Annotated in this window: 24 protein-coding genes and 1 pseudogene; 10 read left to right on the top strand and 15 right to left on the bottom strand. The window is 69.1% G+C overall.

The features are described from left to right. Window positions 1–256: 256 nt before the first annotated feature. Entirely contained in the window at window positions 257–748 is a 492-nt protein-coding gene (locus ACFVVM_RS20715; RefSeq protein WP_387620914.1) for a DinB family protein, read from the top strand. Here the strand turns inward: ACFVVM_RS20715 and ACFVVM_RS20710 are convergent. Continuing rightward, window positions 708–3,227 (bottom strand): helix-turn-helix domain-containing protein, encoded by a 2,520-nt coding sequence (locus tag ACFVVM_RS20710; protein ID WP_387620538.1) that lies wholly within the window; start codon window positions 3,225–3,227, stop codon window positions 708–710. The two genes, ACFVVM_RS20715 and ACFVVM_RS20710, sit on opposite strands and share 41 nt — an antisense overlap. A 145-nt stretch (window positions 3,228–3,372) precedes the next feature. Between ACFVVM_RS20710 and ACFVVM_RS20705 the strand changes: the two genes are divergently transcribed. The 3 genes from ACFVVM_RS20705 (at window position 3,373) to ACFVVM_RS20695 (ending at window position 5,099) form a co-directional block, all read left to right on the top strand. Continuing rightward, on the top strand, window positions 3,373–3,828 hold the full coding sequence (locus tag ACFVVM_RS20705) for a carboxymuconolactone decarboxylase family protein (RefSeq protein WP_387620535.1): 456 nt from the start codon (window positions 3,373–3,375) through the stop codon (window positions 3,826–3,828). 39 nt (window positions 3,829–3,867) lie between these two features. Further along, window positions 3,868–4,368 carry a nitroreductase family deazaflavin-dependent oxidoreductase gene (locus ACFVVM_RS20700; protein WP_387620532.1) on the top strand — a complete coding sequence of 167 codons (501 nt, stop codon included), beginning with the start codon at window positions 3,868–3,870 and terminating at the stop codon, window positions 4,366–4,368. 71 nt (window positions 4,369–4,439) lie between these two features. Continuing rightward, window positions 4,440–5,099, top strand: a complete 660-nt coding sequence (locus ACFVVM_RS20695) for a hypothetical protein (protein ID WP_387620530.1) — start codon at window positions 4,440–4,442, stop codon at window positions 5,097–5,099. A 6-nt stretch (window positions 5,100–5,105) separates the two neighbouring features. On the opposite strand, the gene ACFVVM_RS20690 is transcribed toward ACFVVM_RS20695, so the two are convergent. From ACFVVM_RS20690 to ACFVVM_RS20680, 3 genes are read right to left on the bottom strand one after another with little or no spacing between them, the layout of a single operon-like run. After that, the gene (locus ACFVVM_RS20690) at window positions 5,106–6,491 is read right to left on the bottom strand and encodes a VWA domain-containing protein (RefSeq protein WP_387620527.1); all 1,386 of its coding nucleotides are present in this window, start codon (window positions 6,489–6,491) and stop codon (window positions 5,106–5,108) included. 37 nt (window positions 6,492–6,528) lie between these two features. Continuing rightward, entirely contained in the window at window positions 6,529–7,416 is an 888-nt protein-coding gene (locus tag ACFVVM_RS20685; protein WP_387620524.1) for an AAA family ATPase, read from the bottom strand. A 21-nt stretch (window positions 7,417–7,437) separates the two neighbouring features. Next, complete coding sequence (locus ACFVVM_RS20680; protein ID WP_387620521.1) at window positions 7,438–8,802, bottom strand: DUF2252 domain-containing protein; 1,365 nt, start codon at window positions 8,800–8,802, stop codon at window positions 7,438–7,440. Window positions 8,803–9,077: 275 nt separating this feature from the next. On the opposite strand from ACFVVM_RS20680, the gene ACFVVM_RS20675 reads away from it, so the two are divergent. The 3 genes from ACFVVM_RS20675 to ACFVVM_RS20665 all read left to right on the top strand — a co-directional run bounded on the left by ACFVVM_RS20675 (window position 9,078) and on the right by ACFVVM_RS20665 (window position 11,272). Beyond that, a complete protein-coding gene (locus ACFVVM_RS20675) occupies window positions 9,078–9,362 on the top strand; it encodes a hypothetical protein (RefSeq protein WP_387620519.1) in 285 nt (94 codons plus the stop codon). Window positions 9,363–9,455: 93 nt separating this feature from the next. Continuing rightward, window positions 9,456–9,710, top strand: coding sequence for a hypothetical protein (locus ACFVVM_RS20670; RefSeq protein WP_387620516.1), 255 nt, complete (start codon window positions 9,456–9,458; stop codon window positions 9,708–9,710). Between the two features lie 92 nt (window positions 9,711–9,802). After that, window positions 9,803–11,272: an amidase gene (locus ACFVVM_RS20665; RefSeq protein WP_387620514.1), complete on the top strand. Its 1,470-nt coding sequence runs from the start codon at window positions 9,803–9,805 to the stop codon at window positions 11,270–11,272. Between the two features lie 79 nt (window positions 11,273–11,351). Here ACFVVM_RS20665 and ilvC read toward each other — a convergent pair whose 3' ends face one another. Genes ilvC through ACFVVM_RS20650 form a run of 3 tightly spaced genes read right to left on the bottom strand, consistent with a single transcriptional unit; the run spans window position 11,352 to window position 14,833 of the window. Beyond that, window positions 11,352–12,353, bottom strand: coding sequence for a ketol-acid reductoisomerase (gene ilvC, locus ACFVVM_RS20660; RefSeq protein WP_387620911.1), 1,002 nt, complete (start codon window positions 12,351–12,353; stop codon window positions 11,352–11,354). Window positions 12,354–12,404: 51 nt separating this feature from the next. After that, window positions 12,405–12,908 carry an acetolactate synthase small subunit gene (gene ilvN, locus ACFVVM_RS20655; protein ID WP_019048314.1) on the bottom strand — a complete coding sequence of 168 codons (504 nt, stop codon included), beginning with the start codon at window positions 12,906–12,908 and terminating at the stop codon, window positions 12,405–12,407. Beyond that, on the bottom strand, window positions 12,905–14,833 hold the full coding sequence (locus ACFVVM_RS20650) for an acetolactate synthase large subunit (protein ID WP_387620511.1): 1,929 nt from the start codon (window positions 14,831–14,833) through the stop codon (window positions 12,905–12,907). The genes ilvN and ACFVVM_RS20650 overlap by 4 nt, the downstream gene beginning before the upstream one ends. A gap of 307 nt (window positions 14,834–15,140) precedes the next feature. Here ACFVVM_RS20650 and ACFVVM_RS20645 point away from each other — a divergent pair, with 307 nt between their 5' ends. Together ACFVVM_RS20645 and ilvD are read left to right on the top strand one after the other, a co-directional pair. Continuing rightward, a complete protein-coding gene (locus ACFVVM_RS20645) occupies window positions 15,141–15,974 on the top strand; it encodes a PH domain-containing protein (protein WP_387620508.1) in 834 nt (277 codons plus the stop codon). A 296-nt stretch (window positions 15,975–16,270) separates the two neighbouring features. After that, on the top strand, window positions 16,271–18,112 hold the full coding sequence (gene ilvD / locus ACFVVM_RS20640; protein WP_387620506.1) for a dihydroxy-acid dehydratase: 1,842 nt from the start codon (window positions 16,271–16,273) through the stop codon (window positions 18,110–18,112). Window positions 18,113–18,247: 135 nt separating this feature from the next. Here ilvD and ACFVVM_RS20635 read toward each other — a convergent pair whose 3' ends face one another. From ACFVVM_RS20635 to ACFVVM_RS20615, 5 genes and pseudogenes are all read right to left on the bottom strand, one after another. Beyond that, window positions 18,248–19,315 carry an MFS transporter gene (locus ACFVVM_RS20635; protein ID WP_387620503.1) on the bottom strand — a complete coding sequence of 356 codons (1,068 nt, stop codon included), beginning with the start codon at window positions 19,313–19,315 and terminating at the stop codon, window positions 18,248–18,250. A 62-nt stretch (window positions 19,316–19,377) separates the two neighbouring features. Next, a pseudogene (locus ACFVVM_RS20630) lies at window positions 19,378–19,497 on the bottom strand (hypothetical protein); the annotation flags it as partial. 109 nt (window positions 19,498–19,606) lie between these two features. Further along, a complete protein-coding gene (locus ACFVVM_RS20625) occupies window positions 19,607–19,903 on the bottom strand; it encodes a helix-turn-helix transcriptional regulator (RefSeq protein ID WP_387620500.1) in 297 nt (98 codons plus the stop codon). 1 nt (window position 19,904) lies between these two features. Continuing rightward, complete coding sequence (locus ACFVVM_RS20620) at window positions 19,905–20,264, bottom strand: type II toxin-antitoxin system RelE/ParE family toxin (RefSeq protein WP_387620498.1); 360 nt, start codon at window positions 20,262–20,264, stop codon at window positions 19,905–19,907. 77 nt (window positions 20,265–20,341) lie between these two features. Further along, on the bottom strand, window positions 20,342–21,190 hold the full coding sequence (locus tag ACFVVM_RS20615) for a DoxX family protein (protein WP_387620495.1): 849 nt from the start codon (window positions 21,188–21,190) through the stop codon (window positions 20,342–20,344). A 90-nt stretch (window positions 21,191–21,280) separates the two neighbouring features. Between ACFVVM_RS20615 and ACFVVM_RS20610 the strand changes: the two genes are divergently transcribed. Beyond that, window positions 21,281–22,402, top strand: a complete 1,122-nt coding sequence (locus tag ACFVVM_RS20610; protein WP_387620492.1) for a PQQ-dependent sugar dehydrogenase — start codon at window positions 21,281–21,283, stop codon at window positions 22,400–22,402. A 64-nt stretch (window positions 22,403–22,466) separates the two neighbouring features. On the opposite strand, the gene ACFVVM_RS20605 is transcribed toward ACFVVM_RS20610, so the two are convergent. The 3 genes from ACFVVM_RS20605 to ACFVVM_RS20595 all read right to left on the bottom strand — a co-directional run bounded on the left by ACFVVM_RS20605 (window position 22,467) and on the right by ACFVVM_RS20595 (window position 26,131). Further along, on the bottom strand, window positions 22,467–23,060 hold the full coding sequence (locus ACFVVM_RS20605) for an RDD family protein (RefSeq protein WP_387620489.1): 594 nt from the start codon (window positions 23,058–23,060) through the stop codon (window positions 22,467–22,469). 158 nt (window positions 23,061–23,218) lie between these two features. Next, the gene (gene gatB / locus ACFVVM_RS20600; protein WP_387620487.1) at window positions 23,219–24,730 is read right to left on the bottom strand and encodes an Asp-tRNA(Asn)/Glu-tRNA(Gln) amidotransferase subunit GatB; all 1,512 of its coding nucleotides are present in this window, start codon (window positions 24,728–24,730) and stop codon (window positions 23,219–23,221) included. 21 nt (window positions 24,731–24,751) lie between these two features. Then, the gene (locus ACFVVM_RS20595) at window positions 24,752–26,131 is read right to left on the bottom strand and encodes an alpha/beta hydrolase family protein (RefSeq protein ID WP_387620484.1); all 1,380 of its coding nucleotides are present in this window, start codon (window positions 26,129–26,131) and stop codon (window positions 24,752–24,754) included. Window positions 26,132–26,143: the final 12 nt, after the last annotated feature.

Raw genomic sequence — 26,143 nt, 5'->3', positions numbered from 1 at the left:
GCGAGTCGAACCGAGCACGCCGCACGTCGGTCCGCTGATCCGCATCCGCTCGACGTCGACCGCGGGCCCCATCAGAGCCGCCGACCAGCCATGGCCACAGTCTGCCATCTATGCTGGTCGAGGGGCTGCGGGTACTCAGGACCGTGTGCAGCGGGGACCCCATTCCGCCAGGCGGGCAATGCGTTCCGGTGGTTCGATGACCTGGAATTCGGCTTCGGCCTTGCCCAGGATCGGCCAGTCGAGGTCGTCGACCGACATGTGGACGCGGGCGCTCGCCAAACACCGGCATTTCCTGCGGGTCACCGTGCGCGACCTCACCGACGAACAGGCCGGGCTGCGCACCACCCTCAGCGAGCTGTGCCTGGGCGGGCTGATCAAACACGTCACGGCGGTGGAGCGGAACTGGGCCACCTTCATCGTCGAGGGCCCGAGCGCCTTCCCGGAATTCGAGTCGATGACCGAGGAGCGGATCACGGAGTGGGGCAACGAGTTCCAGATGCAGCCGGGTGACACTCTGGTCGACGTCCTTGCCGCCTACGAGGTGGTGGCCGCGAAGTCCGATCAGCTCGCGCGGGAACTGCCCGATCTGAATCTCTCGCACCCGCTGCCCGAGGCACCGTGGTTCGAGCCGGGCCTCCGCTGGACCGCGCGACGCACCCTCAGGCACATCATGACCGAGACCGCGCAGCACTCCGGCCACGCCGACATCATCCGGGAAGCTCTGGACGGGGCGAAGTCGATGGGCTGACCGCCCCGAGCAGGGTCGCCGCCGCGGCGCGATGTTCGGCGGCGGTGGCCGGGTCGGCGGACTCGAGCACGTCGGCGACGCCCTGATGGGCCGCGGCCTCTTCGAAGCGGTGGCCCAGTCGCGGTGCCAGGGCGAGGGTTTCGCGGTACAGGCGTAGTGCCTCGTCGGGGAGACCGGCGAGCAGGCAGGTTTCGGCGTATCCGTTGAGGAAGTGGATCTTCCAGTGCTCCTCGAACAGGGCGTCGAGCAAGTCGAAGGCGGCGCGGTGCGCGGCGATGGCCTCGGCGAAGCGGCCCATCCGGCGCAGTGCCACGCCCCGGCAGTTCAGGCACCAGGCCTCGTTGTGCTGGTGACCGTCGGCGCGCGCCGCGGCCAGCGCCTGGTCCAGGTGGGTGAGCGCGGCCTCGGGGTGCTCGGCGGCGATGGCGACACCGAGGGTGACCTGGGCTTGCAATGACGGTGTCGCGTCAGCGGCGAGGACCAGCGCCTCGCGGGCCAGGCGGGCGGCCGCGTCGGCATCGCCCAGCTGCAGCACGGCCCAGGCCTCCCCCGCGACGGCGTCGGCGGCGCTCACCGGGCAACCACTGGCGACGTACAGCTCGCGCGCCCGCCGGAACAGGGTGAGTGGTTCCGCGACATCGCCCTCGTCCCACCGCAATTGCGCGCGGCGCATGAGCAGTTCGGCGCACGGCAGGGGGTCGCCCGCGGCGGCGATCAGCGGGGCCGCGGTGGCGTAGGCGGTGGCGGCCTCGGTCATCCGGCCCGCGTTGTAGCGGGCGAAGCCGAGGTCGCTGTGCGCTTCGGCGAGCCGGCGCGGGTCGCCGAGATGCTGTGCGGCGGTGAGTGATCGCTCGAACAGGTCGTTGAGATGGGTGGTGCCGCAGCGGCGGGCGAAGAAGGTGCGCAGGAAGCGCGGTAGCTCGCAGACGTGCTCGTCGGCGCCCGCTGCGACGGCGGCGTAGAACACCGCCATCAGGTTGGTGTATTCGGTGACGTACCAGAAGAACGCGGTGTCGCGATCGGGGAACCGCGGCAGATCGGCGGGTGGTGTGCCCGCCGAGACCGGCCGGGTGGGGGTCGGGAAGGGCATGGCGGCGTCGGCCGCGGCGGCGGTGTGCACGTAGTAGTCGAGGACCCGGCCCAGCGCGCGCTCACGGTCGACGTCGGAATCGGTCTCGAGACTGGAGCCGCGGGCGTGCTGGCGGACCAGGTCGTGCAGGCGGTAGCGGCCGTCGGCGGGCTGCTGGACCAGGTGCGCGTCGAGCAGGTCCTCGAGCGTGGCGCGCGCGGTGCGCAGCGGGACATCGGCGACCGCCGCGGCGACGTAGTCGGTGAAGGTCGAGCCGGGAATCAGGCCGAGCAGCCGGAACAGGCGGCGCTGATCGCGACGCAGCTGACGCACCGACATGCCGAAGGCGGTGTCGAATTCGCTGGGCCCCTCGGCCATTCGCTCGACCAGGATGCCGACCGACCAGCCGGGCCGGTGCCGCAACCGGGCCGCGGCCAGGCGCAGGGCCAGCGGCAGGTTGCCGCACAGGCGCAGCACTTCCGCGGTCTGCTCGGGTTCCCTGGCCAGTCGGCCGTCGCGCGAATCGCCGCTGGCGCGGGCCAGCAGCTCGGCGCTCTCCTGTTCGGTGAGCACGTCGAGGCTCACCGGCGCCACCTCGTCGAGCTCGAGCAGCCGGTTGCGGCTGGTGACGATGGCCACCGACTCCCCCGCGCCGGGCAGCAACGGCGCGACCTGCGCGGCGTCGGCGGCGTTGTCGAGGACGATCACCGCGCGCAGCCGGGCCAGTTCCGCGCGCCAGCAGGCGGCCCGCACTTCGACGCCGCCGTCCTGGGGCACCTTCTCCGAGGGCACCTGCAGGGCGGCCAGCAGGGCGCGCAGGGCGGCGTCGGGATCGAGCGGCTCGCGGCCCGCGGTGAAGCCGTGCAGGTCGAGGTAGAGCTGGGCGTCGGGGTAGTCGGCGGTGAGCTGATGCGCGGCGTGCACGGCCAGGGAGGTCTTGCCGACACCGGCCATGCCGTCGATGGCGACCACCCGGTCGGCGCGCACGGCGGCGAGCACCTCGGTCAGCGCCTGCTCGCGGCCGGTGAAGTCGGGGAGGTCACGGGGCAGGTCGTTGCGCGGCGGGGGTGGCGCGTCGGCCGGTGGGCGGGGCGGGGCGACCTGTCGGCTGGTCTTGGGCGGGGCGGGCAGCGGGTTGGTGGCGCTGTCCCACAGCGGGCGCAGCGGGCGCGGATCGCGTTTGACCAGGCGGCACAGTGCCAGCACCGCGGGCCACGGCGGCACCGTCTGCCCGCTCAGATAGCGCGACAGCGACGACGAGCTCAGGCCGGTGTCGCGGGCCAGCGCGCGAACACCGCGGCCGGACAGTTCCTGGATCAGGCGCAGCCGGGCCGCCAGTTCGTCGCGCGGATGGGTCCGCGTCGTCGTCCGCTGCTGCACCGTCGTCCGCTCCGTCCCGGCCCGGGTCACCTTTTCTCCGACCACAGCGGGCGTGGTCAGGGCCGTTTTTCACTGTCCCACAGTGTCCCACGGACCTCGCTTCGCCAGGCCTCACGAGCTGTGATCAGTACACACCCGAAACAACGGGAACCACATCGAAACAAGGAGAACGACAATGCAGTCTCGGATGCAGAACCCGGCCATGGTCCTCACCGACGCGATGGGCCCGATCCAGGCGGTCCTGCAGGCGGTGCGCACCGGCGGCGTCGACGGCGAGATCCTCGAGCTGGTGCACCTGCGGGTCAGCCAGATCAACCAGTGCAGCGCCTGCGTCGACGGCGGCGCCAAGACCGCGCGCAAGGCGGGCGTGAACGACGAGCGCCTCGCCGCGGTCGCCGCCTGGCGGGAGGCGCCGTACTTCTCCGAGGAGGAACGCGCCGCGCTCGAACTGGCCGAGGCGGCGACCCGGATGGCCGACCGGCCGAACGCGGTGACCGACGAGACCTGGGACAGCGCCGCCGGCTTCTTCGACGAGAAGCAGCTCGCCGCGATCGTGCTGATGATCGGCGTCACCAACATGTTCAACCGTCTCAACGCCACCACCCGCCAGATCGCGGGCGCGTGGGGCTGAACCCCTCCAACAGCAGATCGACCGAAAGGAACCGTGGCGATGACCACCGACCGGAACAAGAGCTCGCACGGGGGATTCTCCCGATGGATGCAGCACACGATGAACGCCAGGATGAACCGCAAGATCCGCAAGGGCAACGGCACCTTCATGGGCATGGACGTGCTGATCCTGCACACGGTTGGGCGCCGCAGCGGTCAACCGCGCGACACCCCGATCAGCTGGTTCCCCGGCGCGGACGATTCCTGGCTCCTCGTCGCCTCCGGCGGCAAGGACGGGCACCCCGACTGGTTCCGCAATCTGATCAACCGGCCCGATCAGGCGAATATTCAGCTACCAGGCAGCGAGGCCATCGTCGTGACCCCACGGGTACTCGAAGGAGCGGAGCGGGCGGCGGCGTGGGACCGCATCGTCGCCGCGCAACCCCGCTACGGCAAGTACCAGACGAAGGCGGGCCGGGAGTTCGCGGTCGTGCGACTGGTCGCCGATGCGCGCATGTCGGTTGCGCAACGAAAGGACGAACGCCCAGGCGAGGAGATTTAGACTACTGGTCAGGCACGGGGGACCGAGCGCTCGACCAGGATCGTGGGCGCGCTGCGACAGCGGAGGTGACCGTGGGATATCCGGGTTATCCGGGCTATCCACCGAACGGGCCGTATGCGCCGCGACCGTCGCGGTGGCCGTGGGTGCTCGGCGTGCTGGTGGTGATCATCGCGGTGGGAGTCGGTGTCATCACCGCGGGAATCATCATCCTGCAACACGAGCGCAACTCCCGTTCGGCCGACCCGAACGCCGTGGGAACCGCGGTCGTCGACACCACGCTGTACGCGCCACCGGCACCCGCGTCACCGGCCCCGGCTCCGGTCGACCCGCAGGTCCAGGCGCTCGCGAGCCTGCGCGCGCAAGCCGCCGCCGACCGGCCGATCGTCAGCGCGACCCTGGCGCAACGGTGGGTGCCCCAGCTCTCGGCCAAACGACCCGGGCTGGTCGCCGCCGATGTCGACGGGCGCGTCGTGACCTGGACCAACAGCGAGATCCTCGCCCAGAATCAGCGCTTCCGCCAGCAGTATTCCGGTGCGCGCCTGGTCTGGAGCGACGACTGGAGCACCTTCGACCTGCAGGGCTGGTGGATCACCCTCGCCGATGCCGCGTTCGCCGATCCCGACTCGGCCAACGCCTGGTGCGATGCCCGCTCGATCCCCGCCGACGACTGTTTCGCCAAACTGGTCAGCGACTCCCGCGGCTCGGCGGGCACCACCAAGTACCGGAACTGACGCGGCTCAGGCGGGCAGGAGCCGGCCGATCACCTCGGCGAGCTGGCGCACGTTCCGGCACTCGTGCATGGTGACGATCTCGGTGTACACCTCGGCGGCCGAATCACCGGTCGACCAGGACCGCGCGGGCTCCGGATTCAGCCAGTAGACCGCTTTGGCCCGCTCGGTGATCAGCTGCAGCGCGGCGAGATTCGGGTCGGTGCGATTGGTGCGGGCGTCGCCGAGGATCAGCACGCAAGTGCGCGGGCCGAGTGCGTCGAGATACTGGTCGGCGAAGCCCTGGAGCGCCTCGCCGTAGTTGCTGGAGCCGAAGCGGACGACCCCGGCGTCGCGAACGATGTTCTGCGCGAAGCCCGGCGGTGGAGGTTCGCCGGGGGTGAAGTAGTGGGTGATCTCGGCGCAGACATCGACGAAACCGAAGCTGCGGACCCGGCTGAACTGATCCTGCAGCGCCTGCACGAGCTGCAAGGTGAACTCGGAGAAGCCGGTGACCGAGCCCGAGACATCGGCCAGCACAACCAGATCCGGTCGACCGTGTCGACGAGCCCGCAGGACGGGGTCGATCGGAACACCACCTGTGGCCATCGACCGGCGCAGAGTGCGACGCAGATCGATCTGCCCGCGCACCGCCTTCTTGCGGCGAACCGCCAGCCGGGAGGCCAGCTTGCGAGCCAGCGGATGCACGAGCCTGCGCATCTCGGCCAGATCCTGTTCGCGGGCACCGAGGAAATCGGTGCTGTCGCCACCGGGTTCGACACCGCGGCGGGCGATGTAGTCGGTGCCGCGCAAGTGCGCCGAGCGCAGGCGGGCCTCGGCCTGCACGGCCGAGCGGAACTGCTCGACGCGACGACGAGCCTCGATGGTGTGGACAGCGGCGTCGAATTGACCTGTCCCGCCGAGTGTTTGCGCGACCTGCTCGGAGATCTCGTCCGGGCGCAGCGATTTCATGGTCATGTACGACGACCAACCCGCACCCGAGGCGGTGGTGACCCGCCCCGCGGTCTCGCCGACCCCACCGTAGGCACCGAAGGTGTTGAGCGCCTCCCTGGCCAGCTGGGCGGTGTCGGTGCCCTGGATCAGGGTCGCGATGAGCCGCTCCCGCAGGGAGTCGGGGTCTTCGGCGGCATCGGCCGGGCGGGTGCCGTCGAGAAAGTACAGGTCGAAGAGCTGATCGAAGACCTTGCGCTGGCCGTTGCGGCGCAGCAGGCAGGCGGCCAGGCCCGAGCGCAGCACCCGATGATCGGCGGTGCCGAGGGCGACGATCGCGGCGGCCGCGTCGACGGTCTCGCTGGGTCCCGCGTGGATGCCGTGTTCGCGCAGGAGCCCGACGAAGCCGACCAATCGATCGGAGGTCGGCGCGAGGACGCCCTCGCTTGTGGCCGTGTCGCTCACCGCGCCGCTCCGGGTGCGCGCCGGACGGTTCGGTCCATCATCGGGGCACACCGTCGTCGGTCTGATCGTCCAGACCGAGGCGCTCGATCGCCACCCGATGATCGGACTGGTACTTCAACAGCACGCCCAGCGTCGAGCGCACCACTCCCCCGCTCAGGTTGCGGGTACCCAGCGCGACCAAAGTCTTGGCCCAGTCCACGGTTTCGGCGATCGAGGGCGCCTTGCGCAACGACAGCTGCCGCAGCGCGCTCACCGTCGTCACCACCGGTTCGGCCAGCGCGGCGTCGAGCTCCGGCACCTTCAGCCGGACGATCGCCTTCTCCAATTCCGCTGTCGGATAGTCGATGTGCAGATACAGGCAGCGGCGCTTGAGCGCCTCGGACAGGTCGCGGTGGGCATTGGAGGTGAGGATCACGAACGGCTTGCGCACCGCGGTGACGGTGCCGAGTTCGGGGATGCTCACCTGGAAATCGCCGAGTACCTCGAGCAGCAGGCCCTCGAGCTCCACGTCGGCCTTGTCCAGCTCGTCGATCAGCAGCACCGTGGGGTCCGGGTTGCGGATGGCCGCGAGCAGCGGGCGGGCGAGCAGGAACTCCTCGGTGAAGACGTGGTCGCGGGTGCTGTCCCAGCCCTCACCGGAGGTGGCGGTGATCCGCAGCAGCTGTTTGGCGTGGTTCCACTCGAACAGCGCGCGAGCCTCGTCGATGCCCTCGTAGCACTGCAGGCGGATGAGCTCGGCCGACACCGCGGCGGCCACCGCCTTGGCCAGTTCGGTCTTGCCGACCCCGGCGGGCCCCTCGATCAGCAGCGGCTTGCCGAGACGGTCGGCCAGGAAGACCGCGGTCGCGATGTCGAGGGACGGCAGATAACCGGCCGCTGCCAGCCGGTCGGTCACCTGGTCCACCGAGGAAAAGAACCTACTCATCGGTAACCAGTGTAGGACGACTCAGTACGCGTGCTTCGCGGCGGTCACCCGGCCGGAGTCGATGGCGGCCAGCAGCGACAGCCGATCGGTGACGGTCTGATCGCCGTAGGCGAGGCCGAACTCACTCATGGCACGGTCGAAGGAGTCGTTCTTGCCCAGGTAGGCGGCAATCGCGGCGCGGTCGCCCGAGCGCGCGTGGGCGCGGGCCAGCACCGCGCCGCACAACCGGGCGTACTGCGCGAGCGTGCCGTGGGACATCGTGGCGACATCGGCCGAGCCCTTCATGTCGCGCAGCTGACGCAGGTAGAAGAACCGGCCCTGCGGACCGGTCGCCCAGCCGAGGAAGATGTCACTGGACGACTGCATGAGGCGCTGACCGACCACCACCCGGTGACCCTGATGACGGTATTTGCTCGCCTTCAGGTGCGGGGCGAGCACCGAGGCCTCGGCCTCCTTCACCTGCAGGAACAGCGGACTGCCCGACTCCTTGTCCATGAGCAGGGCGATGAAACAGCGGGTGCCGACACTGCCGACACCGACGACCTTCAGCGCCTGGTCGACCAGCCGGTACCGGTCGAGCAGGACGCGGCGCTCGTCGGGCAGGCTGCGGCGGTAGTCGCCGAAGACATCGCGCAGCTCCTTCTCGTCGGCCAGCTCGATCGGCACCAGCAGCGGCGGCTGGTTGTTGATCCGCGGGATACCGTCGGCGTCGGGGGTGGTGAGTTTGGCCAGGGCCTGCAAGCTGTTGCGATTGCGCGCGCTGCTGACGGTCTTGTCGAACTTCTTGCGCACCTTGGGTTTCCGGATGAGCTCGGCGACCTGGTCGACGTCGACGGTCCGATACCAGACGGTCATGCTGTCGGAGTCGGCGAGCTGGTGCATGGTCTCGCGGTAGCCGCGCGCCGCATCCCCCGCCGCCGCGGCGGCGCGCTCGTCGTCGCAGCCGTTGTCGCGCGCGGCGACCGCGACGCTGGCGGCCAGGCGCTTGACGTCCCATTCGAACGGGCCGGGCAGGGTCTCGTCGAAATCGTTGACGTCGAAGACGAGATTGCGTTCCGGGGAGGCGTAGAGCCCGAAGTTCGACAGATGCGCGTCACCGCACAGCTGCACGGTCAGCCCGGTGTTCTCGCTCTGCGCCAGATCCGCGGCCATGATCGCGGGTGCGCCGCGCAGAAAAGTGAACGGCGACTGCCGCATTCGCGCGTACCGGATCGGCACGAGCTCGGCGACCCTGGTCTGCGCCTGCCGCTCGAGAATCGCCACCGGATCCTCTCTGCCGGGACCGGCGCCCCACTCACCGAGCTGGGATCGAGCGACGCGTTTACGCGCGGCCCGTCCCTGTTCGATCGCCTCGTCCCGGAAGTCCTCGACCGTCTCGTTCACCATCGAGCAAGTCTCGCGCTACCGGCGATCAACAGCAAGAACCCGCGCCGAACCGCTCCCCAGCTGTCACCGGGCAACACGAAATCGCCGGATCTCGGGGTAAACCCCCAGACCACCTGGGTGGCCTCACCCGAATCTCCCCTCGAGTCCCGCCCGACCTACTGACCTTTCGATTCCCTTGCGCCACAGTGGAGTTACGCGGTCGCCACCCCGAATCACCGGCACAGACGACCCACCCCGCGCAGCCCCGGCGGGCAATTCCCTCGAAAGGACTCACGATGTCGACGAAGACTCCGGCCCGACGCACCCTGGCCCGCATCGCCATGGCGGGCACCATCGCCGCGATCCCCCTCGCCCTCGCCGTCACGCCCGCCACGGCCCAACCGGCGCCCCCGTCGGCCACCGAGGTCCGCAACGACATGTGGGACCGCAGGGAATGCAGGCACTACCCCTGGAACCACCGGCACAAGTGGAACGACCGGTGTGATCGCTGGCGCGGCCACACCCCGTCGCACCCGTCGCCCTGGCGTCCGTCCCCCTCGGTCTCCTTCGGCAGCAGCTAGCCCCCTCCGCCCCTCTCCCACCGACGGCATTCCCGCTGATCGGGCGATGAACGCCGCCCTCGATCGGCACCGAGACCACGACAGGAACCTCCCATGACATCCCAGCGCCGCCTGCTCGCCCGCCTCACCGTGGCGACGGCACTCATCGCCGCACCCCTGACCGCCCTCGCCGTCCCCGCCACGGCGGCGGCCGACCCCTCCTGCGCGCAGCACAGCACCGCCGACGCGTGTGACAGCGGTATCGACTACGACCTGCCCAACATGGCCGATCCGAGCAATCCGATCAGCCCGATGAATCCGACCAACCCGGTCAACCCCGCGAATCCGCTCTACGCCGATCGCGCCTGACCGGACGCCGAAAACGGCCGCGGCCGGTCGGTTCTCCGCTTGCGCGAATTCGTATTTCATGGCTTTTTCCGAAGCCGGATAGCGTCGAATTCATGGAGTGGAATTACCGATCGGCCGAAGAACTCGCGACCGCATTGCGTGCCGGTGCGACGACCTCGGTGGAACTGACCGAGCAGGCGATCGCTCGGATCGAGCGCGAGGACGCGCTGATCAACGCGATCTGTGTGCCCGATTTCGACCGCGCGCGAGCCGCTGCACACCGGGCCGACCGGACACGCGACCGTGGCGAGGACCTGCCGCTGCTCGGTGTTCCGGTCACGGTCAAAGAGTCCTACGACATGGCCGGACTGCCGACGACCTGGGGTATGCCGCAGCACGCGAACCACGTGCCGGCCGAGGACGCGGTACAGGTGTCGCGGTTGACAGCGGCCGGTGCGGTGGTGCTCGGCAAGACCAATGTGCCGTTGATGCTGCGAGACATCCAGAGCTTCAACGAGATCTACGGCACCACCAACAATCCCTGGGATCACAGCCGCACGTCGGGTGGATCGTCCGGCGGTTCGGCGGCGGCCCTCGCGGCCGGATTCGGCGCGCTGTCCATCGGCTCCGATCTCGCCGGTTCACTGCGCACCCCCGCGCATTTCTGCGGCATCTACGCCCACAAGCCGTCACTCGGGCTGGCCCCGACCCGTGGCATGGTCGCGCCGCCCGCGCCCGCCTTGCCGCTCGACCTCGACCTCGCCGTCGTCGGCCCGATGGCGCGCACCGCCCGCGACCTCACGCTGCTGCTCGACGTCATGGCCGGACCGGATCCGCTGACCCACGGCCTCGCCTACGACCTCGCGCTTCCGCCTGCGCGCCACGAGCAGCCGGCCGACTTCCGGGTGCTGGTCGTCGAGGACCATCCGCTCATCCCGACCGGAGCGGCGGTGCGGGCGGGCGTGCACCGGGTCGCCGCGGCACTCGTCGAGGCGGGCGCCCGCGTCGAATGGCACAGCCCGCTGCTGCCCGACCTGACCGAAGCCGCGACGCTGTACCAGCTGTTGATGTTGTCGAACGCCGCCACGAGCCTGTCCGTCGACGTGTACGAACAGCTGCGGGCCCGCGCCGCCGCGCTGAGCACGGACGACCGGAGTCTCGACGCGGCGAGGCTGCGCGGCATGGTGCTCAGCCACCGTGACTGGGTCGAGGCGGACAATCGTCGCGAACTGCACCGCCAGAGCTGGCGGCGACTCTTCGCCGACTTCGATGTCGTGGTGTGCCCGGTCACGCCCACTCCCGCCTACCCACACGACCACCGCGGCGGCCTGGAGGACCGGCGCATCGACATCGACGGCGTCGAGCATCCGTACTTCGACCAGCTCGTCTGGGCCGGTGTGGCGACCATGCCCGGTCTGCCCGCCACCGCCATACCGGCGGGCCGGTCGCCCGAGGGTCTGCCGGTGGGGGTACAGCTCATCGGCCCGATGTTCGAGGACCGAACCCCGCTGCGGCTGGCCGAACTGCTGGAGCGGGTGATCGGCGGATTCCAGGCGCCGCCGTCCGCCGCGGGCGGTGCGTGAGGTCCCGCGACGACCGCGGAAACGCCGAAAGGGCCCATCCGATCCGAAGATGGATGGGCCCTTTCGAGCAGACGAGAACTTACGCGGTTTCGGTGATCGGGCGGTCGACCCAGCTCATCAGGCCGCGGAGCTTGGCGCCGGTGACCTCGATGGGGTGCTCGGCGTTCTCCTTGCGCAGACCCTCGAGCTCCTTGTTGCCGCCCTCGACGTTGGCGACGAGGCGCTTGACGAAGGTGCCGTCCTGGATGTCCTTGAGGATCGCCTTCATGCGCTCCTTGGTGTCGGCGTCGATGACGCGCGGACCGGACAGGTAGCCGCCGAACTCCGCGGTGTCCGACACCGAGTAGTTCATGCGCGCGATACCGCCCTCGTACATCAGGTCGACGATCAGCTTGAGCTCGTGCAGGACCTCGAAGTAGGCCATCTCGGGGGCGTAGCCCGCCTCGACCATGACCTCGAAACCGGTCTTGACCAGTTCCTCGGTGCCACCACAGAGGACGGCCTGCTCACCGAACAGGTCGGTCTCGGTCTCTTCCTTGAAGGTGGTCTTGATGACGCCGGCGCGCGCGCCGCCGATGCCCTTGGCGTAGGACAGCGCCAGCGCCTGGCCCTCGCCCTTCGGGTCCTGGTCGACCGCGATCAGGGCCGGAACGCCCTTGCCGTCGACGAACTGACGACGCACCAGGTGGCCGGGGCCCTTCGGGGCGACCATCGCGACGGTGACGTTGGCCGGAGCCTTGATCAGACCGAAGTGGATGTTGAGGCCGTGGCCGAAGAACAGCGCGTCGCCGTCCTTCAGGTTCGGCTCGATGTCGTTGGTGAAGATCGACGCCTGCGCGGTGTCGGGGGCCAGCACCATGATCACGTCGGCCCACTCGGAGACCTCGGCGGGGGTACCGACGGTCAGCCCGGCCTCTTCGGCCTTCGGGCGCGACTTCGAGCCCTCGGCGAGGCCGACGCGCACGTCGACACCGGAGTCGCGCAGGCTCAGCGAGTGCGCGTGGCCCTGGCTGCCGTAGCCGATCACGGCGACCTTGCGGCCCTGGATGATCGACAGGTCAGCGTCGTCGTCGTAGAACATCTCGACTGCCACAGTGGAGTCCCTTCTGGATTATTTCTGGTTGATGAAAAGTTAGCGGGTCGCCGTGATCGACTTCGGACCGCGTCCCACGGCCACGACACCGGACTGCACGATCTCGCGAATACCGTACGGCTCGACCATGCGCAGCAGGGCGTCCAGCTTCGAGCGGGTGCCGGTGGCCTCGATGGTCAGCGCGTCGGGCGAGACGTCGATCACCTTGGCGCGGAACAACTGCACGGCCTCGATCACCTGCGTGCGCACCGAGGCGTCGGCGCGCACCTTCACCAGGATCAGCTCGCGGGCCACCGAGGCGTCGGCGTCCTGCTCCACGATCTTGATGACGTTGATCAGTTTGTTGAGCTGCTTGGTGACCTGCTCGAGCGGCAGATCGTCGACGGTGACGACGATGGTCATCCGCGAGATCTCGGGGATCTCGGTGCCACCGACGGCCAGCGACTCGATGTTGAAGCCGCGGCGCGAGAACAGGCTCGCGACTCGCGCCAGCACGCCCGGCTTGTCCTCGACGAGAACGCTCAGGGTGTGGGTCGTGCTCATTCTTGGGAACCCTTCTCGAATGCCGCCTGCTCGCGCTCCATGGCCTCGTGGATGACGGCAGGCTCGGAGACCTGGTCGTCCTCGTCGAACAGCGGACGGATGCCGCGGGCGAACATGATCTCGTCGTTGCTGGTGCCCGCGGCGACCATCGGCCACACCTGGGCATCCTTGCCGACGATGAAGTCGATCACGACGGGTCGGTCGGTGATCTCCTGCGCCTGCCGGATCGCGGCCTCGACGTCTTCTTCCTTCTCCACCCGGATACCGACGCAGCCGAGCGCCTCGGCCAGCTTGACGAAGTCGGGGATGCGCAGGGTGTGCGTGCCCAGATCGGTGTTGGAGTAGCGCTGTTCGTAGAACAGGGTCTGCCACTGCCGGACCATGCCCAGGTTGCCGTTGTTGATCAGGGCGACCTTGATCGGCACACCCTCGATCGCGCAGGTGGCCAGTTCCTGGTTGGTCATCTGGAAGCAGCCGTCACCGTCGACCGCCCAGACCTCTTTCTCCGGGGCGCCCATCTTGGCACCCATGGCGGCCGGGACGGCGTAGCCCATGGTGCCGAGGCCACCGGAGTTCAGCCAGGTGCGCGGGTTCTCGTACTTGATGAACTGCGCGGCCCACATCTGATGCTGACCGACACCGGCGCAGTAGACGGCCTCGGGACCGGCCAGGCGGCCCAGCGCGTCGATGACGAACTCCGGCGACAGCGAACCGTCGCTGGGCTGACTCCAGCCCAGCGGGTAGTTGTCGCGGATCCCGCCCAGGTAGGCCCACCATTCGGTGAGCTTCAGCAGCGGGGCGTCGCCGGTCTGCGGGTCGGCCTTGAGGGTCTCGATCAGCTCGACGATCACCTCACGCGCGTCGCCGACGATCGGGACGTCGGCGTGGCGGTTCTTGCCGATCTCGGCCGGGTCGATGTCGGCGTGGATGACCTTGGCGTCGGGCGCGAAGGAGTCCAGCTGGCCGGTGACGCGGTCGTCGAAGCGGGCGCCGAGGGTGATCAGCAGGTCCGACTTCTGCAGCGCGGCCACGGCGCCGACGGTGCCGTGCATGCCGGGCATGCCCATGTTGAGGGTGTGGCTGTCGGGGAACGCGCCGCGCGCCATCAGGGTGGTGACCACCGGGATGCCGGTGAGCTCGGCCAGCTCGAGCAGCTCGGCCGAGGCGTCGGACTTGATCACGCCGCCGCCGACGTAGAGCACCGGCGCCTTGGACTCCAGGATCATCCTGGCGGCCTCGCGCACCTGCTTGCCGTGCGGCTTGGTGACCGGACGGTAGCCGGGCAGACGCATCTCAGGCGGCCAGGAGAAGGTGGTCTGGGCCTGCAGGGCGTCCTTGGTGATGTCGACCAGGACCGCGCCCGGGCGACCCGAGGCGGCGAGGTAGAACGCCTCGGCCAGGATCCGCGGGATGTCGATCGGGTCCTTGACCAGGAAGTTGTGCTTGGTGATCGGCATGGTGATGCCGGAGATGTCGGCTTCCTGGAAGGCGTCGGTGCCGACCAGGCTCGACGGCACCTGACCGGTGATCGCCACGATCGGGACCGAGTCCATCTGGGCATCGGCCAGCGGGGTCACCAGGTTGGTGGCGCCGGGGCCGGAGGTGGCCATACACACACCGACCTTGCCGGAGGCCTGCGCGTAGCCGGTCGCCGCGTGACCGGCGCCCTGCTCGTGGCGCACCAGCACGTGGCGGACCTTCTTCGAGTCGAACAGCGGGTCGTAGACAGGAAGGACCGCGCCGCCGGGAATGCCGAATACGGTGTCGACGTCGAGCTCTTCGAGCGACCGGACCACCGACTGCGCGCCGGTGACGCGCTCGGGCGCGACCTGGCGGCGGGTGGGGGTGGTCGCCGGGCTCGGCTGTCCCGTTGAAGGCGCTGACCTGCGGGCCGATGGCCCGGGTCGTGCGGTTGGTGCACTCACCGTCTTCGTTCCTAACTTTGTCGTTCCGACTCCGGACTGGCGCGGAATTCTCCCGAACACAAAAAAGCCCCCGATCAGCGCATGGCTGTTCGAGGGTGGCGCGTCGCAACGCGAGCTGACGTATTCGACTCAGGTAGTCAGGCTCAACGCTGGACGCGCCGGCCGATTACGAGCAACTCGTTTCGATTCACGCACACGACGTTATGCGCGCGGGAACCGATGAGTCAAACAGGCTACTCACTGCGTCCCATTATGTGGGACTCGAGCGGTTGCGTGGGTCCGTGTACCAAGATGCGAGGATAGGGGGGTGTCTTCACCGCATCAGTCCGTGCCACCGGCTAAATCGTCCCACACCACCGACGAGGGAACCGATACGGGTCGCCCGACGCGACCCGGCGGTCTGCGTGCGGCGAGTCAGGGCAGGCTCGCCGCGATCGCCGCGGTAGTGGTTGCCTACCTGGCCTTCGTCGTCGTCGGTACCGTGCAGGACTGGTCGCTGGTCCTGCGGATCGGGCTGATCGTGCCCACCGCGGTGATCGTCTGGCTACTGATCCCGCGCAAGGCCAACACCCCGGTTCCTGGCACGCACGTGATCGCCGTCCCGCGCCTGGCCTACATCGGCGTGCTGGTGCTGGCCTTCTGCGTGTTCTTCCCGTTCGTCGGGTGGCCCGTCGCGCTGTGGTGGCTGCTGCTGTTCCCGGTGATCGCGGTCTTCTGGCTCACCCGCACGCACACCACGATCTCGGCGGCCGGGCTGGATCTGAGCTCGATGTTCGGCAAGCGTCACCTCGACTGGTCCCAGGTCAAGGGCATCAGCATCCCCAAGCGCGGGTATGTGCGCGCCCGGCTCGACGACGACTCCGAGGTCAAACTGCCCTCGGTGAGTTACGACCGCCTGCGCGAGCTGATCGAGGCCTCCGGTGGGCGCCTGCCCGATGTGTTCGGTGCCGCCGAGGCCGCCGAGCGGGAGCGCCTCGCTCGTGAAGAGGCCGAGGCCGCCGAGCGGGACGAAGCAGCCGACACCGCGACCACCGACGCCGAGGTCAGCGACGCGAAGGCCACCGACGCGAAGGGCACCAGCGCGAAGGCCACCGAGACCACGGCGACCGACGACACCGACGGCTCGGCGAAGTCGAACTGACGGCGATCTCGGCCACATCGGGAATCCACGCGCTCACGACACCGTTGTGCCGGTAAGCTGACGCCGACCGGGCACCCCCGCGCCGACGGCACGACCGCGGCGACACCCGCCGGAGCGATACTCCCGCCCCGGCCCGGTCCCCTCCCTTCTGCACGCCACCGGCGCGACGCGACCACCGCCCGTCCGAGTAACGTGCAGGATTGCCGAACGCACCGCGGACTCGCACCGCGCCCCGCAGGTCAGCCCCCTGCGCGCAGGCGAGGACGCACCAAGCGACACGACCAAGGACTCCGCTGATGCCACCGCTTCGCTCACGCACCACCACCATCGGCCGCAATGCTGCGGGCGCGCGCTCGCTGTGGCGCGCGACCGGCATGACCGACTCCGATTTCGGCAAGCCGATCATCGCGATCGCCAACTCCTACACCCAGTTCGTGCCGGGCCACGTGCACCTCAAGAACATGGGCGACATCGTCGCCGAGGCGGTGCGCGCGGCCGGTGGCGTGCCGCGCGAGTTCCACACCATCGCCGTCGACGACGGCATCGCGATGGGCCACGGCGGCATGCTCTACTCGCTGCCCTCGCGCGAGATCATCGCCGACTCGGTGGAGTACATGGCCAACGCGCACACCGCCGACGCGCTGGTGTGTATCTCCAACTGCGACAAGATCACTCCCGGCATGCTCAACGCCGCCATGCGGCTCAACATCCCGGCGGTGTTCGTCTCCGGCGGTCCGATGGAGGCCGGTAAGGCCGTGATCGCCGACGGTGTCGCGCACGCGCCGCTCGACCTGGTCAGCGCGATCTCCGCGAGCGCGAGCCAGGCCGTGTCCGACGAGGGTCTCGACGAGGTCGAGCGCTCCGCCTGCCCGACCTGCGGTTCGTGCTCGGGCATGTTCACCGCCAACTCGATGAACTGCCTGACCGAGGCGCTCGGACTCGCGCTGCCCGGCAACGGTTCCACCCTCGCCACGCACTCCGCGCGCCGCGCGCTCTTCGAGCGGGCGGGCACGGTCATCGTCGACATCGCCAAGCGCTGGTACCAGGACGACGACGCGTCGGTCCTGCCGCGAAACGTCGCCAACGCCAAGGCCTTCCGCAACGCGATGGCCCTCGATGTGGCCATGGGCGGGTCGACCAACACGGTGCTGCACACCCTCGCCGCCGCGCAGGAGGGTGAGATCGACTTCGATCTGCAGACCATCGACGAGATCAGCCGCCGGGTGCCGTGCCTGTCGAAGGTCTCCCCCAACTCCGATTACCACATGGAAGACGTGCACCGCGCCGGTGGCATCCCCGCCATCCTCGGCGAGCTGCGCCGCGGCGGCCTGCTCGAGACCGACGTGACCACCGTGCACACCGCCGACTACACCGAGTTCCTCGACACCTGGGACATCCGCTCCGGCAAGGCTTCCGACGAGGCGATCGAGCTGTTCCACGCCGCACCCGGCGGCGTGCGCACCGTGGAGCCGTTCTCCACCTCCAACCGCTGGTCCTCGCTCGACACCGATGCCGCAGGCGGCTGCATCCGCGACATCGAGCACGCCTACACCGTCGAGGGTGGACTGTGCGTGCTGCGCGGCAACATCGCCCCCGACGGCGCGATCCTCAAGACCGCCGGCATCGACGAGGAACTGTTCACCTTCGAGGGCCCGGCCGTGGTGGTCGAGTCCCAGGAGGAGGCGGTCTCGATGATCCTGGGCAAGAAGATCCAGCCCGGTGACGTGGTGGTCGTGCGCTACGAGGGCCCCGCGGGCGGTCCCGGCATGCAGGAGATGCTGCACCCCACCTCGTTCCTCAAGGGCCTCGGCCTCGGCAAGGTGTGCGCGCTGATCACCGACGGCCGCTTCTCCGGCGGCACCTCGGGCCTGTCGATCGGCCACGTCTCCCCCGAAGCCGCCTCGGGCGGTGTCATCGGCCTGATCGAGAACGGCGACCGCATCCGCATCGACGTGCACACCCGCGCCCTGGAAGTCCTTGTGCCCGACGAGGTCCTGGCCGAGCGCCACGCGAAGATGGAAGCCTCCGAGCGCCCGTGGCAGCCGGTCAACCGCGACCGCACGGTCACCACCGCCCTGCGCGCGTACGCGGCCCTGGCCACCTCGGCAGACAAGGGCGCAGTCCGCAAGGTGCCCTGACCGCCTCTCCGGGAATTTTGGCCAGACATAGGTGCGCCGCCGGTCGTCGATGCGACCGGCGGCGCCGTCGTTGGTGGGCTCAGCCCGTACCCGGTGAGTTACCGATGTTCTTGCGAGATCAGGTGTTGCTGTCGCTCACACGAGGGCGGGTTGAGTTGTGGACGTGGGTGATTCGGCCGTTCGGGAGGGGATGAAGGCGGTGGCTATCAGGCCGAGGAGGACGAAGGCCGCGGCGAGGTAGCCGCCGAAGGTGATGCCGGTGGTCATGGCGGTGCGGCCCGCTTCGGCGATCTCGCGGGTTTCCGGTTGTGCGGCAAAGCCTTCGATGGCTGCGCCCGCGCTGCTGGTGATGGCGTGCGAGAACTGTTGCGCCTGGGCAGGTGGCGTGCCCGCCGCGGTGAGGTCACTGTCCACCTGGGAGCTCAGTGTGGTGAAGAAGACCGTGGTGAGCAGGGCGATGCCGAGGGCGGAACCGAGCTGGCGGAAGGCGCGCTGGATGCCGGAGGCCTGGCCGTTGTCGTGCTCGGGGATGTCGGCGAGCACGACATTGGTGACCTGGGCGGTCGCGAAGCCGACGCCGACGCCGTATACGCACAGGATCAGCGAGATCGTCCACCAGGGGCTGTCGGTGGCGGCGAAGAACGCGAGCGCCGCCAGGCCGACGACCTCGAGTGCGAGGCCGAGCCGGACCATGTTCAGCGGTGAGGCCTTCCCCGCCAGCCCGAAGCTGGCACCGCTGGCGATGAAGCTGCCGATGGCGATCGGCACCAGCGCCAGCCCGGATTGCACGGCGCTGTAGCCGAGGGTGAACTGCAGCCACAGCGGCATGACCGCGACGATGCCGAACTCGCCGAGCCCGATGATCAGCGTGGCGACGTTGCCGTTGCGGAACGAGGCCCGCCGGAACAGGCTCAGATCCATCAACGCCTTGTCGGCGTCGGGACCGCGGCGCAGCAGCACCTGCCGCCCGAGGAAACCGCCGAGCGCGAGCACGCTCAGCACCAGCGCGACCAGAACCGGCGAAGGCCCACTGTCCCAGCGGAAACCACCGATGGTCATCGGATGGGTCGTGGTGATCCAGCCGTAGGTGCGGCCTTCGACCAGCCCGAAGGCGAGCAGCCCGAGACCCAGCACCGACAGCACCGAACCGGCGACATCGAGGCGGCCCGGCACCCGGGGCGAGCGATCGATGCACAGCAGCACCCGACCACGATCAGCACCGCCAACGGCACATTGATCCCGAAGGCCCAGCGCCACGAGACGTGCTCGGCCAGCCAACCGCCGAGCAGCGGGCCCAGCGCGGCCGCCGCACCGATCGTCGAACCCCACACCGCGAACGCCTGACCACGCGCTTTGCCGGTGAAGGTGGCATTGAGCAGGGTCAACAAGGTCGGCCGACAAGTTCGACGGCCGCAAGGGGCCGTAAGCGCACCAAGCCCTGGTCGAATTCGGGTGGGCCGCCGGTCGTCGATGCGTCGGGCGGCTCAACCCGGCTCAGGCTGCGGTGATGAACGATACGTCGACTGTCGCGCCGAGTGCGGCCGCCAGTCGATCCAGCAGCGTCAGTGTCGGCACGTGTTCGCCGGCCTCGAGCCGGGAGATCGCGGCTTGGCTGGTGCCCGCCCGACGCGCGAGTTCGGTCTGCGAGATACCGAGGTCGACTCGCCGTTCACGAACGGCTCTGCCGAGCTCGACTGCCCGCTTCTCGGCCTCGTAGCCGGACTGGACGATCGAGCCATCCCGCCGCGCCACCTGTTCGGTATCCCACCTGACATGCGGACTTTCGCTCATGTCAGACCTCTCTCTCGAAAACATCCAGTGCGTGGCCGTGATTGGCCTCGCACTCCTTCTGCGCCAACAGAGCTCGGGCAACCTCACCGGATTCTCGCTGCCGAGTCTTGTAGAAGACTGTCAGGAGCACAACGCGTCGTTGTGGAGCCAGCCAGTACGTCACCCGGACGGCTCGGCCGTCAAGGCTGAATCGAAGCTCGCGCACCTTGCCACCGAGATGCCTCGAGTACGGCTCCCCTAGCGTGTTCGCCTGCTCCACCAGCATCTCTGCTCGGTACAACGCCCGACCGTAGTGATCATCACTCAGCGACTCCAACCATTCCCGGACCTCGGGTTCGACTTCCAAGCCGAACAGTGCCATGCGTCCAGGCTATATGCCAATGATGGCATATGCCAGCCACGGCATGGATTTGCAAGTCCGCCCATGGTTTCGTCGGATCAGAACGGGCCGATGCCCGTCAGCGGGTTGCCGCCGTGGAGGAACCAGTAGGTGGCGATGGCCGCGGCGAGGGCCAGCAGGACCACGACGGCGGAGCCGTAGGCGGGGCGGGTGGCCCAGCCGCGGGTGCGGTCGAGGGACCAGCGGCCGGGGCCGGTGAGGATGATGGCGAGGGCCGAGCCGGCCAGGATCGAATCGAGTTCGACGCCGCTGGGGGTGCCCGCGTTGTATTGGAAGCCGGGGTACATGCCCTGCTTCCACATCCACGCGGTGGCGATGGTGGCCAGCACGGCACCCGCGGCGAGCGGGGTGGCCAGGCCGATCACCAGCAGGATGCCGCCGCCCAGTTCGCCTGCGATCACCAGGGCGGTGGCCAGCGACGGGTAGTCCCAGCCGCCGCCTTCCATCATCGACTTGGTGCCGTCGAGACCGGGGCCGTGGAACCAGCCGGTCAGCTTCTGCAAGCCGTGGTAGATGAAGGTGTAGCCGACCACCAGGCGCAGCACGAACAGGCCCAGATCGAGGGTGCCGCGACGCGGTTCGCGGGCGCGGCGCTGCAGCCGGACCGCGCCCGCCGAGGTGGCGGCCGCGGGCGGGATGGTGGCGTAGCCGTAGCTGTCGTCGCCACCGCCGCCGAGCTCCGCGCCCGCGGTGGGCACCTCGTCACCGGGGTCGAGGCCGAGGTCCTCGTCGGTGTGGGCGATGGGCTTGCGCAGATCCGCCGTCGGCATCTGCGTGGTCGGCGAATCATACGGGCTGGTCACCGGGCGGCCAGCCGACGACGCAGCCGGTCCGGCCTGCGCTGATCCGTCCGCCGTCGGTGTGTCGTCGTTCGACTTGTCGGTCACCGACCCACCTTATGACGTGCGATCGCGGTGCGCCGCTCTTCCTGGCATCAGGCGTGTCAGCCCCGCTCGACTGCCGGTAACGTCTGTGGCATGAGTTCGGGAATCGCGGTTCGCGTGGCAGTCGGGGTGGCGGTGGGGGCCGTACTGGTCGCCGGGTGCGCCCGTTTCGACGAGTCGGCGTCGAGTCCGTTCACCACCGAACCGTCACTGGGTGGCTCCAATGTCGAGCCCAAACGCCCGCAGGATTCGCCGTCGCAGGCGCCGCGGCCGACCGGGCCGTGCATCGATCCCGATCCGAACGTCATCGCCACCTGCCTGGACTCGGCGTCCGGGCTGATCGCGGTCGGCGAGAGCGCACTGGTGGCCGAGCGGCGTACCGGACGCATCCTGCGGGTGGTCCCGGTCGACGCGAGCACGCCGCAGGAGCCGCCGGTGGAGATCGCCGCGCTCACCGTCGACGGCTCCGGCGACGGCGGCATCTCCGACATCGTGCTCTCGCCCACCTTCGGCGAGGACGGGCTGATGTACGCCTACATCACCACCGGCAGCGACAACCGCGTGGTGCGCCTGTCCCAGGACGGCGCGCCCAAGGAGATCCTGACCGGAATACCCAAGGGCGCCACCGGAAATCGCGGTGCGCTGGAATGGGCGACGCCGACCCAGCTGATGGTGCTCACCGGCGATGCCGGAAACCCCGGCGCCGCAGCCGATCCCGGCTCGCTCGGCGGCAAGGTCCTGCGGCTGGAATCGCCGTCCTCGGGCAGCAACAGCCCGCAGGTCGTCGCCTCCGGGATCGGGACCGCGGGCGACATCTGCCGCGACGGCAAGGACGGCATGTGGGTCACCGACCGCACCGCCGCCGAGGACCGGCTCCAGCACCTCGGCGCCGACGGCGCCATGAGCGTCGCCTGGACCTGGCCCGACCGCCCCGGCGTCGGCGGCTGCACCGCCACCGGTGACGGCGTGGCCGTCGCCCTCGCCGACGGCAAGGCCCTGGCCGCGGTCGGCGCCGACCCCACCACCTTCGCCGTCACCACCGCCCCGACCATGATCGGCCAGGACAAATACGGCAAGCTCCTCGGCGCCACCGCCAGCGCCGACGGCAGCGTCTGGGTGACCACCATCAACAAAACCGACGGCGAGCCAGGCGAATTCGACGACCGCGTCGTCCGCATCCCACCACCCTCGGGTGGCGCGGGCGGGCCTGACTAGGCCGACTTCAACGCTTCGGCGCCCACCTCCGAACGAGGATGGGCGACGATGTCGTCCACCGAGTTCAGTTCTTGGCGAAGCTGATCTTCTTGGGCAGCAGCATCGGAAGGTCCTTCTTGATCTCGATCTTCCGACGCTTCGCACGCACCACGCGAGTTCCTGCGGCGTAGTCGTGGAGGGCGCGGCGGTTGGCCAGCGGAAGCGCCGTGAGCAGAAGATTGAAGGCAATGCTCGCCATGCCGATCAGGGACAAGACCTCGAGAACAACAACATCAGGGTGATTGCCGGACAATGACATCAGCACGAACGGCATGAAGATCATCGACATCCGAGTGAGAGCAGGGCGGAGTTCAAGCCTCGGCCGGGACCAGGGGGCCGAAGGCACGACGCGCAGTCCCATGAGCCCCTTGCCGAGCGTTTGCCCCTCTCGACGAGTGAGGAGGAAGACCTCCAACCCCACGTAGGCGATGAAATAGCAAGCCGCCGCGTAGATTCCGGCGGACCAATCCCGCATCCATCCCGCACTGACCAGGACGTGCGAGAACGCGTACACGATGCCGACCGGTATCGCGACGACAAAGGTCAGGCCCAGACAAAATGTCAGGTCGAGGACCCGCGCGACGAGCCTGCGAAAGAACGGCGCTGGAGTGAGCGTCACGCGGTCTCCTGGATGGGTTCGCTGTAGTTGGATTCGTCGAGCTCGAAGCAGACGTACGAATCGAAACATCGCGACACAGTGAGATGCGTTACACCGCAAACCCTCTGGCGCTACGAGCCCGGTGCCGCCGCTCCAGGGGCGGCGGCACCGGGTGGACCTCAGTTCGCGGAGACGCTGGCGATGACCAGTTCGCGGACCTTGGCGGCGTCGGCCTGGCCGCGGGTGGCCTTCATGACGTCGCCCACGATCTTGCCCGCGGCCTGCACCTTGCCGGAGCGGATCTTGTCGGCGATGTCGGGGTTGGCGGCGAGGGCCTTGTCGACCTCGGTCTGCAGGGCCGAGTCGTCGCTGACCATGCCGAGGCCCTTGGCCTCGACGATGGCGGCAGGCTCGCCCTCGCCCGCGAGGACGAAGTCGACGACCTGCTTGGCGACCTTGTTGTTGACGGTCTTGGCCTCGACCAGGGCGATCACCGCGGCCACCTGGGCGGGGGTGATCGGCAGGTCGGCCAGGGCGACCTCGCGTTCCTTGGCCTTCTCGGTGAGGTAGGCGACCCACCAGGAGCGGGCCTCGTTGGCGGGGGCGCCGGACTCGACGGTGGCGATGATCAGGTCGAGGGCGCCCGCGTTGACCAGGTCGCGCATGACCTCGTCGGACAGGCCCCAGTCGGCCTGGATGCGGGCGCGCACCAGCCACGGGTATTCGGGGATGGTGGTGCGCAGTTCCTCGACCCACTCGGCCGCCGGGGCGACGGGCTCGAGGTCGGGCTCGGGGAAGTAGCGGTAGTCCTCGGCGGTCTCCTTGCGGCGACCCGCGGAGGTGGACCCGTCGGCCTCGTTGAAGTGGCGGGTCTCCTGCACGATCTCACCGCCGTCGGTGAGCACGGCGGCCTGGCGGCGCATCTCGTAGCGCACGGCGACCTCGACGCTCTTGAGCGAGTTCACGTTCTTGGTCTCGGTGCGGGTGCCGAACACCGTGGCGCCCACCGGCATCAGCGAGACGTTGGCATCGCAGCGCAGCGAGCCCTGCTCCATCTTCACGTCGGAGACGTTGAGCGAGCGCAGCACCTCGCGCAGCGCGGTGACGTAGGCGCGCGCCACCTCCGGCGCGCGCTCCCCCGCACCGGTGATCGGCTTGGTGACGATCTCGATCAGCGGTACACCGGCGCGGTTGAAGTCGAGCAGCGAGTGGCTGGCGCCGTGGATGCGTCCGGTCGCGCCGCCCACGTGCAGCGACTTGCCGGTGTCCTCCTCCATGTGCGCGCGCTCGATCTCCACCCGGAAGGTGGAGCCGTCGTCGAGGACGACGTCGAGGAAGCCCTCGGTGGCGATCGGCTCGTCGTACTGGCTGATCTGGTAGTTCTTCGGCTGATCCGGGTAGAAGTAGTTCTTGCGCGCGAACCGGCCCCACGGGGTGATCGAACAGTTCAGCGCCAGGCCGATCCGGATGGCCGATTCCACGGCCTTCTCGTTCACCACCGGCAACGAGCCGGGCAGGCCGAGGCAGACCGGGCACACCTGGGTATTGGGTTCGGCGCCGAACTCGGTGGGGCAACCGCAGAACATCTTGGTCGCCGTGGACAACTCGACGTGGACCTCCATGCCGAGTACGGGCTCGTACCGGGAGAGGACATCGGCGTAATCCATCAACTCGACCGTGGGTGCGCTCATAGCTTCCTATCTTAGGAAGCGCTAGCTGGGCGGGACGCGCTGGGTGAGCCAGTCGGTGACATAGGTGAGCACCGACGGGTCGATGGTGGTCTCGATGGTGACGTACTCACTGGGCTTGCCGCTCTCCGAGGGCTGCATCATGTGGTTGAGCCCGGGGAAGGTGTGCACCGTGGCATCGGGCGCACCGGCCAGGTTCTCGCGCATCGGTCCCTCGTTCTGGGTGGCGATCACCTGCTGGTCGGTGCCGCCGAAGAAGGCCAGGACCGGAATCCGCATCGCCTCGAGCGCGGGCTTTGGGTCGTAGGTGACGAACGAGGTCATGTACGGGGTGCTGAAGGAGTCGACCGCCGACTGCGGGGTGCGCTCGGCCTCGGGCAGCGAATCGTTGTGCTGCTGGGCGTAGGCCTTGGCGCCTTCGGTGTCGCCCGCGCGCAGCAGCGCGGTCCACTCGGTGACGAAGCGGACCTGGGCGTCGATCTGCTCCTGCGGGGCACCGGAGGAGGCCATGATCACCTCGTTCTGCTCGATCAGCACATCGGCGCCGGGCACCGAGGGACCGGCCATCAGGATCGCGAAGGCGATATTGCTGTCGGGCCGGGCGGCGATCAGCGGCGCCAGGTAGCCGCCCTCGCTGTGGCCGAACAGGCCGACGCGGGCCGGGTCGATCTCGGGACGCTCACGCAGGAACGCGACACCGGCGGCAGCGTCGTCGGCCAGATCGGGGTAGGTGGCCTGGTCGAGGGTGCCGCTGGTACCGCCGACACCGCGGTCGTCGGTGCGCAGCACGGCGTAGCCGGCGCGGGTGAAGGTGTCGGCCAGCAGCTGGAAGGGCTTGTGGCCCATGATCTCTTCGTTGCGGTCCTGCGGGCCGCTGCCGGTGATCAGCAGCATCGCCGGGAACGGGCCGTCGCCCTCGGGTGTGGTGAGCGTGCCCGCGATGGTGATGTCGCCGTTGCGGTAGGTGACGTCCTCGCTGGAGTACGGGAACGGCGGGGTCGGGTCCTGCGGGCGTTCCATGCCCTCGATCGGGCCGCGCGACAGGGTGACCGGCAGCTTCTCCCCGAACTGCACCCAGTCACCGGCGATCTGCTCGCCCTCGAGGCGACCGCGGAAACCCGGTTCGCCCGGCGCGTCGGGAACGTTGAACTCGACCCGATCCGGTTCGGTGAGCACATCTTTCAGCGGTGCCTCGGTCACGCCCTGGACCGGGATGTCGATCGTGGCCGAGCCGTCCTCGGCGAAGTTCACCCCGATCCCGATGACCTGGCCGGGAACCTCGATGTCACCGTGCCACTGGCCCAGTACCGGCGAGGCCGCCGCGTCCTCGGACGAATCCGAGCAGCCGGTGGCCAACGCGGCGACAGCGAACAGTACCGAAACGATCACTCGACCAGTGCGCATACGGCCACCGTA

The organism is Nocardia sp. NPDC058176 (genome assembly GCF_042883805.1).
Classification (GTDB): domain Bacteria; phylum Actinomycetota; class Actinomycetes; order Mycobacteriales; family Mycobacteriaceae; genus Nocardia.
Note: the sequence above shows the minus strand (reverse complement) of the source record. Positions and strands in the feature narration are given on the sequence as shown.